The organism is Actinomadura sp. NPDC047616, assembly GCF_040642915.1.
Taxonomy (GTDB): domain Bacteria; phylum Actinomycetota; class Actinomycetes; order Streptosporangiales; family Streptosporangiaceae; genus Spirillospora; species Spirillospora miaoliensis.
Window position 1 is genome coordinate 1 of the sequence record NZ_JBEYTB010000011.1, and the last position, 16,565, is coordinate 16,565.

At 71.7% G+C, this 16,565-nt stretch carries 15 protein-coding genes and 1 riboswitch; of the genes, 3 read left to right on the forward strand and 12 right to left on the reverse strand.

The window, feature by feature from the left end; genetic code table 11:
- Positions 1 to 666: 666 nt before the first annotated feature.
- The 9 genes from ABZ801_RS24945 to ABZ801_RS24985 all read right to left on the reverse strand — a co-directional run bounded on the left by ABZ801_RS24945 (position 667) and on the right by ABZ801_RS24985 (position 9,490).
- A complete protein-coding gene (locus ABZ801_RS24945) occupies positions 667 to 1,023 on the reverse strand; it encodes a hypothetical protein (RefSeq protein WP_360701924.1) in 357 nt (118 codons plus the stop codon).
- Positions 1,024 to 1,171: 148 nt separating this feature from the next.
- On the reverse strand, positions 1,172 to 1,762 hold the full coding sequence (locus tag ABZ801_RS24950; protein ID WP_360701927.1) for a phospholipid scramblase-related protein: 591 nt from the start codon (positions 1,760 to 1,762) through the stop codon (positions 1,172 to 1,174).
- 242 nt (positions 1,763 to 2,004) lie between these two features.
- The gene (locus tag ABZ801_RS24955; RefSeq protein WP_360701930.1) at positions 2,005 to 2,625 is read right to left on the reverse strand and encodes a phospholipid scramblase-related protein; all 621 of its coding nucleotides are present in this window, start codon (positions 2,623 to 2,625) and stop codon (positions 2,005 to 2,007) included.
- A gap of 149 nt (positions 2,626 to 2,774) precedes the next feature.
- Positions 2,775 to 3,557: a TetR/AcrR family transcriptional regulator gene (locus ABZ801_RS24960; protein ID WP_360701933.1), complete on the reverse strand. Its 783-nt coding sequence runs from the start codon at positions 3,555 to 3,557 to the stop codon at positions 2,775 to 2,777.
- 120 nt (positions 3,558 to 3,677) lie between these two features.
- Positions 3,678 to 5,303, reverse strand: a complete 1,626-nt coding sequence (groL, locus tag ABZ801_RS24965) for a chaperonin GroEL (protein ID WP_344943572.1) — start codon at positions 5,301 to 5,303, stop codon at positions 3,678 to 3,680.
- Between the two features lie 460 nt (positions 5,304 to 5,763).
- A complete protein-coding gene (locus ABZ801_RS24970) occupies positions 5,764 to 6,342 on the reverse strand; it encodes a nucleotidyltransferase domain-containing protein (RefSeq protein ID WP_360701936.1) in 579 nt (192 codons plus the stop codon).
- 161 nt (positions 6,343 to 6,503) lie between these two features.
- A complete protein-coding gene (locus ABZ801_RS24975) occupies positions 6,504 to 6,782 on the reverse strand; it encodes a MoaD/ThiS family protein (protein ID WP_344943577.1) in 279 nt (92 codons plus the stop codon).
- A 79-nt stretch (positions 6,783 to 6,861) separates the two neighbouring features.
- A complete protein-coding gene (gene thrC / locus ABZ801_RS24980; protein WP_360701939.1) occupies positions 6,862 to 8,106 on the reverse strand; it encodes a threonine synthase in 1,245 nt (414 codons plus the stop codon).
- Positions 8,107 to 8,121: 15 nt separating this feature from the next.
- Positions 8,122 to 8,263: riboswitch (SAM riboswitch) on the reverse strand.
- Between the two features lie 261 nt (positions 8,264 to 8,524).
- The gene (locus ABZ801_RS24985; RefSeq protein ID WP_360701942.1) at positions 8,525 to 9,490 is read right to left on the reverse strand and encodes a cation diffusion facilitator family transporter; all 966 of its coding nucleotides are present in this window, start codon (positions 9,488 to 9,490) and stop codon (positions 8,525 to 8,527) included.
- A gap of 142 nt (positions 9,491 to 9,632) precedes the next feature.
- Here ABZ801_RS24985 and ABZ801_RS24990 point away from each other — a divergent pair, with 142 nt between their 5' ends.
- Positions 9,633 to 11,099: a trehalose-6-phosphate synthase gene (locus tag ABZ801_RS24990; protein WP_344943585.1), complete on the forward strand. Its 1,467-nt coding sequence runs from the start codon at positions 9,633 to 9,635 to the stop codon at positions 11,097 to 11,099.
- A 41-nt stretch (positions 11,100 to 11,140) separates the two neighbouring features.
- Here ABZ801_RS24990 and ABZ801_RS24995 read toward each other — a convergent pair whose 3' ends face one another.
- Both ABZ801_RS24995 and ABZ801_RS25000 read right to left on the reverse strand, forming a co-directional pair.
- On the reverse strand, positions 11,141 to 12,256 hold the full coding sequence (locus tag ABZ801_RS24995; protein WP_360701945.1) for a sulfotransferase: 1,116 nt from the start codon (positions 12,254 to 12,256) through the stop codon (positions 11,141 to 11,143).
- A 183-nt stretch (positions 12,257 to 12,439) separates the two neighbouring features.
- Positions 12,440 to 12,991, reverse strand: a complete 552-nt coding sequence (locus ABZ801_RS25000) for an RNA polymerase sigma factor (RefSeq protein WP_344943590.1) — start codon at positions 12,989 to 12,991, stop codon at positions 12,440 to 12,442.
- 55 nt (positions 12,992 to 13,046) lie between these two features.
- On the opposite strand from ABZ801_RS25000, the gene ABZ801_RS25005 reads away from it, so the two are divergent.
- The gene (locus tag ABZ801_RS25005; protein WP_360701949.1) at positions 13,047 to 15,239 is read left to right on the forward strand and encodes a serine/threonine-protein kinase; all 2,193 of its coding nucleotides are present in this window, start codon (positions 13,047 to 13,049) and stop codon (positions 15,237 to 15,239) included.
- A gap of 66 nt (positions 15,240 to 15,305) precedes the next feature.
- Here the strand turns inward: ABZ801_RS25005 and ABZ801_RS25010 are convergent, their stop codons facing one another.
- Positions 15,306 to 15,743: a GNAT family N-acetyltransferase gene (locus ABZ801_RS25010; protein ID WP_360701952.1), complete on the reverse strand. Its 438-nt coding sequence runs from the start codon at positions 15,741 to 15,743 to the stop codon at positions 15,306 to 15,308.
- A 175-nt stretch (positions 15,744 to 15,918) separates the two neighbouring features.
- On the opposite strand from ABZ801_RS25010, the gene ABZ801_RS25015 reads away from it, so the two are divergent.
- Positions 15,919 to 16,551, forward strand: coding sequence for a PadR family transcriptional regulator (locus tag ABZ801_RS25015; RefSeq protein WP_344943598.1), 633 nt, complete (start codon positions 15,919 to 15,921; stop codon positions 16,549 to 16,551).
- Positions 16,552 to 16,565: the final 14 nt, after the last annotated feature.

A 16,565-nucleotide genomic window follows, 5' to 3' on the forward strand; every position in this document is an offset into this window, starting at 1 on the left:
TTAAGCACGCCGCCAGCGTTCGTCCTGAGCCAGGATCAAACTCTCCATCAAGGTCCAACGACCCACCACACGGACGGGCCAAACCTCAGAGAAAAAATCCCGGCAACGCAGTCCCGAAAGACTGCCTGCCTCAAAGAAATCCCCACCCCGGACACACAGGCCCAGGGCAACGGGGGTGGCCAGACGATTCCGTCCAGCCAACTAAAGGCACTGGCTTTTAACACGCTGTTGAGTTCTCAAGAAACGGACACCCACCGCGCGGTTCCCGCTTTCGCGTTTCCCGCCCCCGGGGCGACTCTTCTAATTTACCAGATCCGATCGGGCTGTCAATTTCCCGCTCTTTTCCGGTATCCGTCCTTCCGGCGCCACTTTCGCGGCGACTTCCGGGCGGCCGTGCTATTTCATCAGATCCGGCCCGATTGTCAAAATCGCGCTGTTTCCGATGCCGCCACACGCGCACACACGACGGAGGCGGCGTACGCCGCTCCGCTGTGGAGAACGGTGGTGGATACCCCCGGGCCGACCGCCCTTGGCGTTCGTTTCCCCGTGGGGCGAAGAGAACAGTATGCCCACGAGGGGCCCTCGTCAAACCGGCTGGCGCACACGCCCCGCACGTGTCGGGCGTCCGCGCCTCCTACCAGTACGAATGCCCACAGATCGCGGTGGTCACGGTTTGGCCACGTACCCGCCGACGAAGAGAACCCCCTCGGCCGCCACCCAGACGAGGGCCGCGACAGTGAGAAACCCGTCGAGCCGGTCGTACCTGCGGCGGACCGCCGGCACAGCCCAGGCGGTGACCGCGATGAAGGCGGCGACGACCGCCAACGGCACGGACGCCCCCTCGGCCATGGCGACGTCGGCCGCGCATGTTCCGTCGCGCTCCTCGGCATTTCCGCAGAACGCCGACACGGCCCACCCTCCGGCCGTGGAGAAGACCCAGAGTGCGGCCAGCACGCAGTTGGCGATGGTCGGTATTGCCGGTGATATCCACCAACCGGTCGAACGTTCGGGCATGGCCTGCACGACCGTTAGTTACCTCGCCGCACCCTGGGCTCAAACCTCGGTCGCCGGGACATGTCCGAGTCCTCACCTCAAGCCGCCCGGCCGGCGCCCGAGGAAGAGACGCACCATGCCCGAGGTGACCAAGCTCGGGGTTTCCGGGCGTCCCGGGTCAGGTGATGTCCTTGGACTCGTGGAGCGTCATGTCCATGGCGATCGCCGTCGTCGCCGCCAACGTCCGCAGCGGCTCCGGAACAGGGTCGTGGATCTCCACGTCGTACTTGTCGGCCGTCGTCAGCAGGTGCGTCGCCAGGCCGGCCCACTTCTTGCGAACGCGTGCGACCCGGTTGCCCTCGCCGTCGCTCACCACGAAGTTGCTGCGCGCCACGTCCACCGCGATCTCGCCGATGCGCTTGTCGTCGCCGTCGTAGAGCCTGTACAGGCGGCCGACGCGCTCGGTGCGGATCGTGCCGACCAGCTCGCCCTCCGGGCGCCGCACCGCGGTGAGCATCCGGCCGCGCTCCTTGTCGACGATCAGCAGCGGTTCCCCGTCCGGCGTGCTGAGCAGCACCGCCCGGGCGTCCAGTTCGGACTTGCCGGGGAACACCGTCCGCAGCGTCTCGGTGCGGCCGCGCGCGCCGGTCTCGTCGGCGAGGGCCAGCACCGTGCCGTCACGGTCCATGACCTTGTACTTGGATCTGGCGAACGGGCCTCTGCGAGGCTGTTCGACTCTGAGCACCGAAGCGCCGAAGAAATCGCTCACGTGTCCTCCTGGCCTCGTTCGCGTGCGCGGTCCGCGATGACCGGCTCCGTCCGCCGCCGACGCGATCCGCACAACGGTACGGCCGGGGCCCGGCACCGGTTCGGTGCGTGGCGGCGCTTGGGTGATCCTGCCAAGGCGGGACGGCGAGGGGAACCCCCGCCGAGGGCCGAGGCGTGTTACGGCACCGACGCGGTCGGCGCAGCGGCGTAGCCCCGCGCGCTCCCCGGTCACGGGTGGCGCGGTCAGTTGAAATAGTCCTTCTCCTCGTAATGGATCATGTCCATCGCGAGGGCGGCCGCGACGACGAGGTGCCGCAGCGGGTACGGGAGCGACCGGTAGATCTCCACGGTGTAGCGGTCGGCGGTGGTCAGGACCTCCTTGCCGACGCCCGCCCACTTCTTGTCGACCTGGGCGACGTGCGCGCCGTGGGCGTCGAGCACCGCGAACCTGCGGCCGAGCCGGTTGCCCTTGAGCTCGCCGACGCGCCGTCCGGCGACGTCGTGGAGGCCGTAGCGGAAGGTGTGGTCTTCCTGCTGGAACACGCCGACGAACGCGCCGTCCGGGTCGTACACGGTTGCGTTCTGCGAATGCACGGGCTTGTCGATGACCATGAGCGGCACGCCCTGCGGGTCGGACACCCGCACGGTGCGGGCGGAAGCCTCCGAGCCGCCCCACAGCACGCGGGACGCCTGACGGCGGATGGAGACGTTCTCCTCCTCCGCCTCGGCGACCAGCGTCCCGGGCCCGTCGAAGATCCTGTACTGGGACTTGGCGGCGGGCAGCCGCCTGGGCTGCTCGACACGCAGGATGGACGCGCCGAAGAGACCGTACACGTGGCGCATCGCGCCGAACGCGTCCGTCATTCCACACCTCCCGCAGGCGTCCGGTCTGACCGCGTCAACGCATCACCCTGACAACGCGCCGGCGACCTCAACCGTGCCAATGGCCCGAATGCGGCCCCTGAGCACGTGCCCTCCCCCGCCCTTCCCCGGCCGGGCGGCCCCGCTCGAACTCAGTGGGGTCCCGTGTCCGGGGGGCGGTTGCCTTCCCCTGGGGTGTCGGCGGGGGCTCTTGTGGTGTTGTCGGTGGGGAGGATCGCGGCCATGCAGGTCATGACGCGGTCGAGGCCGTAGTGGAAGCGCCGGTCGTCGTCCATGTGCGGCTGGACGGCGTCGCGGATGATGCGGATGAACATCGGGTACTCGCCACTGGCCAGGATCTGGCGGACGTAGGCGGAATTGCGCACCATCACGTCCTCGCGGCTCATGCCGGTGCGGCGTTGCTCCTCGATCCAGGTCAGCTGCTCCGCGACGGCCTGCTCGACGTAGCCGTTGAGCATCGCGTACGCGGCGAGGATGTCGTCGATGGGCTGGCCGAAGTCCAGCGCCCGGCAGCCGAACTCGATCAGGCGCAGCTGGTTGGGCCCGAATCCGGGACGTCGCCGCAGCCCCAGCATCCAGGGATGCCGCAGCAGCATGGCCCGCTGCCGCCCGGCCAGCAGGGTGACGTCGCCGCGCCAGTCGCCCGAGGGATGTTCCGGCAGGTCCAACTCGCCGAGGGCGTGGTCGATCATCAGCTCGATCAGGTCGGTGCGGCTCGGGACGTACCGGTACAGCGACATGGCGCCCGCGCCGATCTCGGCGGCGATCCTGCGCATGGAGGCCGCGTCCAGTCCCTCGGCGTCGGCGATCCGCACGGCCGCCTCGGTGATCTGCGCCCTGCTGTAGGCGGGCCTCGGTCCCCGGGCCGGACGTTCGGGCAGCATCCAGATGTTCACGTGCTCGGCGTCCGCCACCGTCCCACCTCCCGCGGAAAGACTAATCGGGCCGTGCCGGGCGGCCCGCGAACGCGAAGAGGGGCGGTCCCGTGGGGAACCGCCCCTCTGCCAGGCGTACCGAGTCGTACGGAGCCGGACTCAGAAGTCCATGCCGCCGCCGTCGGGCATGCCCGCCGGGGCCTTCTCCTTCTCCGGCTTCTCGGCGATGACGGCCTCGGTGGTCAGGAACAGCGCCGCGATGGACGAGGCGTTCTGCAGCGCCGACCGGGTCACCTTGGCCGGGTCGATGATGCCCGCCTCGAACATGTTGACGTAGTCGCCGGTCGCGGCGTTCAGGCCCTGGCCCGGCTCGATCGAGCGGACCTTCTCGACCACGACGCCGCCCTCGAGGCCGGCGTTGACCGCGATCTGCTTGAGCGGCTCCTCCAGCGCGCGCTTGACGATGTTGGCGCCGGTGGCCTCGTCGCCGTTCAGCTCCAGCTTGTCGAACGCCTTGGCGCCCGCCTGCAGCAGCGCCACGCCACCGCCGGGGACGATGCCCTCCTCGACGGCCGCCTTCGCGTTGCGGACGGCGTCCTCGATGCGGTGCTTGCGCTCCTTCAGCTCGACCTCGGTGGCCGCGCCGGCCTTGATGACCGCCACGCCGCCGGCCAGCTTGGCCAGCCGCTCCTGCAGCTTCTCGCGGTCGTAGTCGGAGTCGGTGTTGTCGATCTCGACCCGGATCTGGTTGACCCGGCCCGCGATCTCGTTGGCGTCACCGGCGCCGTCGACGATCGTGGTCTCCTCCTTGGAGACGACGACCTTGCGGGCGCGGCCCAGCATGTCGACGGTGGTGTTCTCCAGCTTCAGGCCGACGTCCTCGCTGATGACCTGGCCGCCGGTCAGGGTGGCGATGTCGCCCAGCATGGCCTTGCGGCGGTCGCCGAAGCCGGGGGCCTTGACGGCCACCGACTTGAAGATGCCGCGGATCTTGTTGACGATCAGGGTGGCCAGGGCCTCGCCCTCGACGTCCTCGGCGATCAGCAGCAGCGGCTTGCCGGCCTGCATGACCGACTCCAGGACCGGCAGCAGGTCCTTGTTGGCCGACACCTTCCCCTGGACGATCAGGATGTACGGGTCCTCCAGGACCGCTTCCATCCGCTCGGGGTCGGTCACGAAGTAGTGCGAGATGTAGCCCTTGTCGAAGCGCATACCCTCGGTGAGCTCCAGCTCCAGGCCGAAGGTCTGGCTCTCCTCGACGGTGATGACGCCTTCCTTGCCGACCTTGTCCATCGCCTCGGCGATCATCTCGCCGATCTGGGTGTCACCCGCGGAGATGGAGGCGGTGGAGGCGATCTGCTCCTTGGTCTCGACGTCCTTGGCCAGCTTGGACAGCTCCTCGCTGACCCGCTCGACCGCGGCCTCGATGCCGCGCTTGAGCGACATCGGGTTGGCACCGGCCGCGACGTTGCGCAGGCCCTCGCGTACCAGCGCCTGGGCCAGCACGGTGGCGGTCGTGGTGCCGTCACCGGCGACGTCGTCGGTCTTCTTGGCGACCTCCTTGACCAGCTCGGCGCCGATCTTCTCCCAGGGGTCCTCCAGCTCGATCTCCTTGGCGATCGACACGCCGTCGTTGGTGATCGTGGGGGCGCCCCACTTCTTCTCCAGCACGACGTTGCGGCCCTTGGGGCCAAGGGTGACCTTGACGGCGTCCGCGAGCTGGTTCATACCGCGCTCGAGGCCGCGCCGGGCATCCTCGTCGAACGAGATCATCTTTGCAGCCATAGGCTCCAGTCCTCCCGGAACAGGGTGGCCTTACGGATCGAGCCGATGCCCGCGACGGACGACCTGCCCGACGGCTGCCATTCCGCCGCCGGAGGCATGGCCTCATCGCCCCGACCCACACTGTGGGATTGTCACTCTCCACAGTAGAGTGCCAACGACGTGTTTAGCACTCTACCCGTCCGAGTGCAAGCGGCCGACCTTCCCCCCGGCTGTACCCTCCTTACCTGCCGGGACACCCCCTGACCTGCGAAAGCATCCGGCATCGGGGGCGGGCCGGGCGCCGCCGCGGGTGGCCGTCCGCCGCTCGTCGCGGCACGTTCGCGGAACGTTCGCTGAACGCGGACCCGGGTCGCGTCACCGGGAGGGGCCGTGTTCCGCGCGCAGGCGCCGCAGGCGGGAGGAGCCGCGCCCGCCCCGCGAGAGGCATGGCGAAACCGCGCCCGTCGGGGAGGGCGGCCGTTCACGAGGGAAGGCCGGACGGGCGGTAATGGCCGGTCTCGGGAGTGCGCAGGAGCGGCAGAACCTCTTCCTCCAGGCGCCGGGAGATGCGCAGCCCATATCGCGACTCCAGGCGGTCGCGGGCCCGTACGAAACGCGCCGCGGCGTCCTCCAGGGATTGCGGGACGGTCCGCACTCCGAGTGGGCCCAGCAGGAATCGCGTCATCTTCAGCAGTTCGCCGCGGACGCGGTCGGACTTTCCGTGGCGGCGCTTGCCGGCCAGCGACAACGCCCAGTCCCAGAAGTGCGCGTCGATCGCGGGAAGGGTGTCGGGGCCGACCCGCCACGGCGGGTTCCAGCTGCGCGGCATCTCCGGGAAGAGCAGGTCGACCTTGACGGGACCGGGGAAGATCAGCAGATAACTCGCGCAGTCGCCGAGCGGGTCCCATTGGGCGGCCAGCGGCCCGTACGGGGCGACCATGCCCGGCAGGACGGCGGCGACCCCGGCGAAGTCGTCCACGGTGACGTGGAAGTCCCAGTCCGACAACTCGGTGGCGTTTCCGCGCGCCCGGGAGCCGACCAGGTTCACCTTCCGGACCATGGGATGACTTTCCACCGTCCCCGCGACGTCCTCCGCTATGCCCATGAGGGGCCCGTACCCGATGGCGGCGAACGGGAAGCCGGTTTTCGTGCTTTGTCCCGCGCGCGGGAAAAAGCGACCCGCGCCCGACGGGTGCCGGGCGCGGGCCGTTGTCGGTGCCGTCAGCCGCCGGCGACGGCCGGGATGATGGAGATCTGCGCGCCCTCGGGGGTCGGGGTGTCCAGGCCCTCGGCGAACCGGACGTCCTCGTCGCCCACGTACACGTTGACGAAGCGGCGGATCTTGCCGTTGTCGTCCAGGATGCGGGCGGAGATGCCGGAGTAGCTGGCCTCCAGGTCGGCCACGACCGCGCGCAGCGTGGCGCCCTCGGCCTTGACCTCCGCCTCGCCGCCGGTGTAGCTCCGCAGGATCGTCGGGATCCGAACGGACACGGTGCTCATGCTGGCTCCTCGAAGTGCTCGGGTCGTACGACGGGATGCGCGGCCGCCGAAGAGACGCGCGGCCGCGGCGGGCGTCCGGTCAGGCCAGGCCCGCGGCGCGGAACGCCTCCAGGGAGGGGGCGATGTTCGCGGTCGGCGCGACGACGGGGGCGACGGCGTCCAGGGTCTTCAGCCCGTCCCCGGAGTTGATGATCACGGTTTCGGCCTCGGGGTCGAGGGCGCCGGACTCGGCCAGCTTGCGCAGGGACGCGACGGTGACGCCGCCCGCGGTCTCGCCGAAGATGCCCTCGGTGCGGGCCAGCAGCCGGATGCCCTCGACGACCTGCTCGTCGGTGACGTCCTCGACCGCGCCGCCGGTGCGGCGCGTCACGTCCAGCACGTACGGGCCGTCGGCGGGGTTGCCGATGGCCAGCGACTTGGCGATGGTGTCGGGCTTGACCGGCCGGACGACGTCGTGGCCCTGCTTGAACGCGGCCGCCACCGGCGAGCACCCGGTGGCCTGGGCGCCGAAGACCCGGTACGGCTTGTCCTCGACCAGGCCGAGCTTGATCAGCTCCTGGAACGCCTTGTCGATCTTGGTGAGCTGGGAGCCGGAGGCGACCGGGACCACGATCTGGTCGGGCAGCCGCCAGCCGAGCTGCTCGGCGATCTCGTAGCCGAGGGTCTTGGAGCCCTCGGCGTAGTAGGGGCGCACGTTGACGTTGACGAAGGCCCAGTCGTCCTGCTCGCCGGCGATCTCGGAGGCCAGCCGGTTGACGTCGTCGTAGTTGCCGTCGACGGTGACGAACGTGCCGCCGTACACCGCCGTGGTGAGGATCTTCTGCCGTTCCAGGTCGGACGGGACGAACACCGCGCTGCGGATGCCCGCCCGGGCCGCGGCGGCCGCGACCGCGTTGGCCAGGTTGCCGGTGGACGGGCAGGCCAGCACCTTGAAGCCGAGCTCGCGGGCGGCGGCGAGCGCCACCGCGACCACGCGGTCCTTGAACGAGTGGGTGGGGTTGCCGCTGTCGTCCTTGACCCACAGGCGGCGCAGGCCCAGCGACTCGGCGAGCTGGTCGGCGCGGACGAGGCGGGTCAGGCCCGGCTCGGTGTTGGGGGTGTCGGCGACGTTGCCCGGCACCGGCAGCAGCCCGCGGTAGCGCCAGATGTTGCGCGGCCCGGCCTCGATGTCGGCGCGGGAGACGCCGGAGAAGTCGTAGGAGATCTCCAGCGGGCCGAAACACTCCTGACACGCGTAGTGCGGGCCGAGTTCGCGGGTGTGACCGCATTCGCGGCAGGTGAGGGCGGTCGCGGGTCCCAGATCGACGGCAGGCGTGACAGCCATGTGGCGAGGCCTTTCTCCCCATCTTTCCTGCGCCACCTTGGTCGCAGGCCGGAGTTGGCACCATTTCCTGGCCGGCCTCGCGGGATCGCGAGCGCTTACGAACCAGGTGGTTGCCGGGGCTTCACAGGGCCGGTCCCTCCACCCCTCTGGATGAGCGTTCTTCAGTTGTGGTGCGGGCCGCCGGGGGCGGCCGCCGTCGCGTGTGTCCACGTGGAGGGAACGCTCGTTCGCCGAACGTTCCGCATGAGCGGTATCACGTCGTATGCGCGACTTTACATGATCTGACCGGTTGCCGGACAAGAGGGTCTCGCAGTGTGAGACATTACCCACCCCCTCGCCACGTCACGCGTCCCGGCCGGACAGGTCAGGGCCGCTCGCGCCACGCGCCGTCCCCGGCAGCCGAGCCGGGCCGTCACGGCTACCCGGTGAGGTCGCGCCGGGCCTGGTCCATCGACGGAGCGGGGTCCCGCTGGGGGGCGTCTTCCTGGGTGGGGTCGAGGAAGACGTGGCGGACGGCGGGCAGCCGCTCGCGCAGCCGCCGGTCGATGTCCCCGGCGATGTCCTCGGCCTCGTCGGCGCTGATGGCGTCGGAGAAGTGCACCTTGGCGGCCACGAGGATCTCCTCCGGGCCGAAGTGCATGGTGAACAGCTCCTCCACGCCGTCCACCCCGGGCGCGGCGGTGATCTCCGCGCGGATCTCGCGCTGCGCGGCGGGGTCGGCGGCCTGCCCGATGAGCAGGTGCCGGCTGTCGCGGCCGAGCGCGAACGCCACCACGACCAGCAGCAGCCCGATGAGGATGGAGGCGATCCCGTCCCAGACCGGCGAGCCGGTCACCTCCCGCAGCGTCAGCCCGGCCGCGGCGAACGCCAGGCCGATCATCGCGGCGGTGTCCTCGAAGAGGGCCGCCTTGAACGTCACGTCGGGGGTCCGGCGCACATGGCCGACCACGGTGCCGCGGGCCTCGCGGCGCGCCTGGGTGAAGGCCCGCAGCCAGGACGTCCCCTCCAGCACCGCCGCGACGGCCAGCACGGTGAAGGCCAGCCAGACCTGCTCGCCGCCCGGCTCCCGGCCGACGATCGCCAGCACGCCCTCGAAGATCGAGTAGCCGGCCCCGGCGACGAGGATCCCGAACGCCGCCAGCAGCGACCAGAAGTACCGCTCGTTGCCGTATCCGAAGGGGTGCCGCCGGTCCGGCGGGCGCGCGCTGCGCCGCAGCGAGGCCAGCAGGAACGCCTGGTTGAGGGTGTCGGCCACCGAGTGCGCGCCCTCGGCCAGCATGGCGCTGGACCCCGCCAGCACCCCCGCGACCAGCTTGGTGATCGCCAGCAACAGGTTCGCCGTCCCCGCGACCAGAACGGTTTTCGTCGTCTCGGCCCTGCTCACGCCGCGCTCGTTTACCCGGAGAAGATCGACATACACGCCGGGGCCCTGTGACACCGGGCATTGCACCGTCTGGGGACGGCCCGAAAACGCCTTCCTGCGGGTCTCTTTGAAGCGCGCGCTCACGAACTGAGACGCTTCCCCTATGAGCCAAGTGCTGGTGGCGTCGAACCGCGGCCCGGTGTCGTTCTCGCTCGCCGACGACGGCTCCCTGACGCTGCGGCGCGGCGGGGGCGGCCTGGTGTCGGGGCTGGCCGCGGTGACGGGCGGCGGGCGCGAGCCGGACGACGGCTGCGCGCCGCCAGACGTGCTGTGGGTGTGCGCGGCGCTCGGGGAGGCCGACCGCTCGGCCGCGCGTCGCGCCCCCGAGGGCAGGCTCGACCTGGACGGGCACGACACGGGCGGGGCGGCCGTGCGCATGCTCGACATACCGCCCGCCACGTTCCACCGCGCCTACAACGCCGTGGCCAACTCCACGCTGTGGTTCGTCCACCACCTGCTCTACGACACGCCCCGCGTCCCGCACTTCGACGCGCGCGCACGGCGCGACTGGCAGTCGTACGAGGCGTACAACGCGGCGTTCGCCGACGCCCTGGCCCGCGACGCCGCCCCGGGTGCCAAGGCGGCGGTGCAGGACTACCACCTGTCGCTGGCGCCGCGGATGCTGCGCGACCGCCGCCCCGACCTGAAGATCGTGCACTTCTCGCACACGCCGTGGGCGTCCCCCGAGTACTACCGGCTGCTGCCCGACGACGTCGGCGCGGCGGTGCTGGACGGCATCCTCGGCGCCGACCACGCCGGTTTCCTCGCCGAACGGTGGGCCGCGGCGTTCCTGGACTGCTGCGAGCAGCTGCTGCCGGGCGCCCGGGTCGACCGCGCGGCCCGGACGGTGACCTTCGCCGGCCACGTCACCCGCGTCGGCGTGCACGCGCTCGGCGTCGACGGGCAGCAACTGCGGGCGCGCGCCGCCGAACCGGACGTCGCCGAACGCCGCCGGGCGCTGCGCGAGCAGGTCGGCGACCGGCGGCTCATCGTGCGGATCGACCGGACCGAGCTGTCCAAGAACATCGTGCGCGGCCTGGCCGCCTACCGGGAGATGCTCGCCAACCATCCCGAGTGGCACGGCCGCGTGGTGCACCTGGCGTTCGCCTACCCGTCCCGGCACGACCTGCCCGAGTACCGCGAGTACACGGCGGCGGTGCAGCGGCTGGCCGCGCAGATCGTCGACGAGTACGGCACCGCGACCTGGGATCCGCTGATCCTGCAGGTCAACGACGACTATCCGCGCTCGCTCGCCGCCTACGGGATGGCCGACGTGCTGGTGGTCAACCCGATCCGCGACGGCATGAACCTGGTCGCCAAGGAGGGCCCGGTGGTGTCGGAGCACGGCTGCGCCCTGGTGCTGTCGCGGGAGGCGGGCGCGGCGGCCGAACTGGCGGCCGACGCGCTGGTCGTCAACCCCTACGACGTGTCGCAGACCGCCGAGGCGCTGCACCAGGCGCTGCTGATGCCGCCCGACCGCCGCGCCGAACGCAGCGCCCGGCTGGCCGCCGCCGCCACCGCGCTCCCCCCACGCCGCTGGTTCGCCGACCAGCTGGCCGCCCTCGACTGACCCCGCCCAGGCCGACGCCGGGAGCGGCGAGGCGGACGTGGTCAGATGCCCGGGTGGCCGGTGCGGGCCGGTTCGGCGCGGCGTTCGGCCAGCGGGACGGGGGACGGCGCGGGCACCATGCCCAGCGGCGAGGCGGGCTCGACGATGAGCGGGGCGGGTCCGGTCCACACGGTGGTGAGCAGCGACTCGACCGGGTTCGGCTCGTTGCGCGTGCGCCACCGCTCCCGCATCCGCTGCTTGCTCTGGGACATGCGGCGGTGGGTGCTGACCTTGGCGAGCCGGGCCAGCTGCCCCCGCGTGGGACGAGGCGCGCCGCTCGGCTCGTAGCCGTACTCGGCCAGCCGGTCCCCGAACGCCGCCTCGGCCAGGCCGACCTCCCACGGCTCCAGCCGCCGCGTCCAGGACCCCACGCTGCCGCCGTCGACGGCGCCGTGGGTGCGGCGGTGCCACTTCTTCTGCGGCGGGACGGTCAGCCGCGCGACCCTGTTCGGCTCGGTCATGGCGGGGTCGTACTCCTCGCCGAGGAACGCGCACAGCCGCATCAGCTCGTCGGCCGGGTCGGCGACGAGCCGCTCGTACTGCAGCTCGTAGTAGGCGTCGGGGCCGAGTTCGGCGGCGTACCGGCGGCCCTGGTCGATCGCCTCCCGCCAGACGCAGATGGCGTGGTTGATGTCCTGCTTGTACCAGGGCATCTCCTTGAGCGAGGCCACGCAGTCGCGGCCGTCGCGGACCACGTGGACGAACTGGGCGTCGGGGTACATCCGCCGCAGCGCGTCGACGTACCGGAAGTAGCTGGGCCGCTTGTCGCCCCAGCGCACCCGGTCGAAGCGGCGGGCGTAGGCGCGGAACACGACGGCCAGCGCCGACCCCAGCGTGGGGGGAGCGGACACGATCTCGTCGGCGGTCCGGTCGGCGTCCAGGCCGAGGTCGGCGAACTTGGTCCCCCGCCCGGTGGTGATCCAGTCGGCCAGCGCCCGCCGGTTCCGGCTGTCGCGCAGGTCACCGAAGTCGCACCGCGACGTCCAGGCCGGGATGACGAACCGGGTCTCGGCGGGGACGGCGATCCGGTGGTGCGAGTGCAGCATCAGCTGCAGCAGCGTCGTCCCCGACCGTGGGCACCCGAGGACGAAGATCGGGCGGTCAGTGTGGGCAAACATGCTCGGGATGCTGGCCGACGGGCCCGCCCGCCATCGCGCGCCTAGGCGCACGCTTGCCAAGGCATTACGGATGCTTGGCAGCAGCTGACCAGCGGATTCCGCCGCCTGTAGACATTCCGGCACGCGGCCCGGCCGCGCGGGGGCGGCCGTGCGGAGCGGGCGCCGGCGGCGCGGACGCGGGCGTCAGGTGTAGGACTCGCCCAGGGTCTGGCGGACCTGCTTGCGGGCCTCGTGGATGCGGGACTTCACCGTGCCGAGCGGGAGCTTGAGCTGCTCGGCGATCTCGGCGTACTCCAGCTGGGAGACGTCCCGCAGCACCAGGGCCTGGATCAGGTCGGGCTTGCGGGCCTCCAGATCCTCCATGGCGTCCAGGATGTCGACCCGGGACCCGGCGATGACGCTGGTGCGGCGCGGGTCGGGACGCTGCTGCGGCAGCTCGCCCGCCTGCTCCAGCGAGCGGCGCTTGAGCGAGCGGTAGGTGGAACGCGCCGAGTTGGCGACCACCACGTGCAGCCACGTGCTGAAACGGGAGCGTCCCTCGAACCGGTGGATGTTGCGGGCGACCTGCAGCAGCGCGTCCTGGCACGCCTCCTCGGCGTCCTGGCGGCAGGGCAGGAAACGCGAGCAGTGCCGCAGCACGTCGGGCTCGATCGTGCGGAGCAGATCGTCGAGCGCCGCCCGGTCTCCCTGGGCGGCCTTGACGGCCAGCTGCTCGGTTCTGTCGTCCAGTGCCATCGCCGCGCCTCAGCTCGTTCGCACACACACCCCGTTCGTTGGGCATGATACGGGAGTGTCCTTCCCACCAACTGTCGGTCGTTACCGAATCGAGCGGGTCCTCGGATCCGGGGCGTTCGCCTCAGTGTGGCTGGGGCACGACGAGGCGCTGGACGCCCAGGTCGCGATCAAGGTGCTGTCCGGGAGCCTCCTCGACGACCTCGACGTGCGCAATCGCTTCCTGGAGGAGGCGCGGATCCTGCGCCGCGCCGACTCCGAGCGGCTCGTCCGCGTGCACGACATCGGGGAGCTTCCGGACGGACGCCCCTACTTCGTCATGTCCTACGCCGACCGCGGCACCCTCGGCGACCGGATGCGCGAACGGCCACTTCCGGTCAACGAAGCCCTTGCGTACGCCGAGGAGATCGCGTACGGGGTCGAGGTCATCAACGCGCTCGGCGTGATCCACCGCGATCTCAAACCGTCCAACGTGCTGTTCCAGTCCACGCGCAACGGGCGGGAGCGGCTGCTGATCGCCGACCTGGGCCTGGCCAAGGCGCTGGCGCACGCCTCCGGCGCGTTCACCCTGCCGGTGGGCACGCCGGGGTACATGTCGCCCGAACAGGCCCGTTTCGGCGGCGGCCTGGACGTGCGGGCCGACGTGTACGGGCTGGGCGCGCTGACGTACCACATGATCGCCGGGCGTCCCCCTGGGCCGGCCCCGGTCAAGAAGCGGCCCAGCGAGCTGCGCGAAGGGGTGCCGCCCGCGTTCGACGAGGTCATCCTGCGCGCGCTGGAGGTCGAACGCGAGAAGCGCTACCCCACGGCCGAGGCGTTCGCCGAGGCGCTCTCCACGCTGCGTCCGACCAGCTCGCCGCCCGCGCAGGGACGCGGCGCGTCCGACGGCGGGGCCGCCGAACCGTCCGCGGCTCCGGCTCCCCCATCGTCCACCGCGCCCCCATCGTCCACCGCGCCGCCGTCCGCCGCTCCTGCTCCGCCGCCGCCTCCTGCGGAGCCGGCGCCGACGGCCGTGGACGAGCCCTACAGCACGTTCGACGTTGAGAGGACCGTCAGGGACAAGCCGCAGCGCCAGCAGCCCCCGACGCCCCAACCGCAGCCGCCCAGCCACCAGGGGCAGCCGCAGCCGCCCCAGCCTCACCCATCCCCGCCTCAGCCGCTTTACCCGCAATCGCCCGGGCCGGGGGCCCCGGTGGACGATGACTCCACCCGCCAGGACTGGTCGGAAGTTGGCGACCTGGAGGCGGTCACGGTCGTCGACCACCCGAGCGGCCGCGGCTCCACGCCGTTCGGCCCGCCCGCGACCCCACCGGGTCCTCCCGGCCCCCAGGGTCCGGCGTCCCCCGGCGCCCCGCAGGACGACGACCGTACGGCGGCGCTTCCCGTCCCGCCGCAACACGGCCATCAGGGGCCGCAGGGCCCGGGGCCGGCGCAGCCGCCCGGCGACAGGACCGCGGTGCTCCCGCCCGCCCCGCACGGCACGCCGCCGTACCAGGGAGGGCAACCGCCGCCGCCCACCGGTTTCGAGCCGGCCCAGCAGAATCGGGGAGGCCGGGCAGGCCAGGGACGGCTGGCGCGGTTGAAGAACATCGCGCTGCCGGGACGCTCGAAGCAGCAGGGCGGCGGGGGCGGGTCGTCGTCGCGGAAGGTCCCCCTGCCGCTGGTCATCGGTGCGGCGCTGCTGTGCGTGGCGCTGGTCGTCGGGCTGGCGCTGGGCACCGTCCTGTCCGGCGACGACGAGAAGAAGCAGCCCGGCAAGCCGCGCGTCCCGCAGGACTTCGCGCAGGTCGCGGACGCCTCCGGCAAGATCCGCGCGGCGGTGCCGCGGGCCTGGCCGCTGGACCGGCAGGAGCCCACCTGGGTGCCGACGACCGTGGCGCTGAACGACGCGCAGGCCCGGCCGGTGCTGCGCGCCACCCCGAACGTGACGCAGTTCAAGGGCGACGGGACGGCCCCGGGAGTGTTCATCGGCCTCACCAAGGACGTCGCGCAGGGCAAGCTGCCTCCGCCCGGCGTGTCGGGGCACCGCACCTGCACCCCGGCTGGCACGGAGAACTACACCTCGCCCGACAAGGCCCTGACCGGCACGATCACGCGGTTCACCGGGTGCCGGGTCGGCACGCCGTCCGTCACCGAGGTCGGCCTGCGCGACAGCCGCGGCACCTTCGGCGTGTGGATCCGGATCAAGGAGAACGACAACCGCAACCTCACCAAGACCATCCTCGACAACCTCAAACTGACCGCCCCGTAAACGGCGGTCACGACGGCGTGCGGACGGGCGTGCCGAGGCCCGCGTGCCCTGCCGCACCCGTCGCCGTCACGGCGTCCGGAACCCGCGGAACGTCACACGCTTGCGGACCACGAAGCCGAGCCGCTCGTACAGCGCGATCGCGTCGGTGTTGGCCGCGGCCACGTGGAGGAACGGGCGCTCGTTCCGGGAGGTGATGCGTGCGACCAGCGCACGCACCAGACGGGCGGCATGGCCGCGTCCGCGCGCCTCGGGGGCGGTGCAGACGGCGCTGATCTCGGCCCATCCCGGCGGACGGAGACGTTCGCCCGCCATGGCGACCAACGTGCCGTTCTCGCGGACGCCCAGATAGGTGCCCAGTTCGCGGGTGCGGGGCCAGAACGGTCCCGGTCGGGTCCGCGCCGTGAGTTCGAGCATCTCGGGCACATCGCCGGCGCCCAGTTCGACCACCTCCGAGCCGGGCTCGGCCTCGGGGCGACCGGGACGGCCGCCGGCGGGGCCGATCATCTGGAGACCGTCGAGGGTGAAGACCGGTTCCCAGTCCGCGGGCGGGGTCGCCGGGCAGCTGAAGCCTCAGCCTCCGCACGGGTCCTTTTGTCCGGCACCCGACTGTTGCATCGCGACTGGTTTACGATATATCGTTAATGCATCGCGATCAATCATGAGTGGAAGGACGAGAGCGATGCGCCACCACGATCACCACATCAGGCACGGCCGGTTCCCCGAGGAGGAGTCACGAGGGCGGCGGGGCGACCCGTTCGGCGGCTGGGGCCCGGGTCCCGGCGGCCCGGGGTTCGGCCCCGGCTTCGGGCCCGGTTTCGGCCCGGGTCGTCCCGGCAGGCGGGGGCCCGGCGGCGGACGCGGACGCCGCACCAAGCGCGGCAACGTGCGGGCGGCCCTGCTGGCCCTGCTGGCCGAGCGGCCCATGCACGGCTACGAGATGATCCAGGAACTCGACGAGCGCACCGGCGGCGTCTGGCGGCCGAGCCCCGGCTCGGTCTACCCGACGCTGCAGATGCTGGAGGACGAGGGCAAGGTCGTCAGCGAGCAGGACGGCGGCAAGCGCCTGTTCAGCCTGACCGACGCGGGCCGCGAGGAGGCCGCCGCGCAGCCCGCCCCGCCCTGGGACGAGGTGACGGAGAACGTCGGCGAGCAGGAACTGCGCGGCCGTGAGGCGATCGGCCAGCTGATGGGCGCGCTGCACCAGGTCGCGGCCGTCGGCAGCCCGGCCCAGCAGGAGCGCGCGCTGCAGGTCGTCAACGACGCCCGCCGCCGCCTGTACGGCATCCTCGCCGACGACCCCGAAGCCGAATGACCCGCACCCGGCGC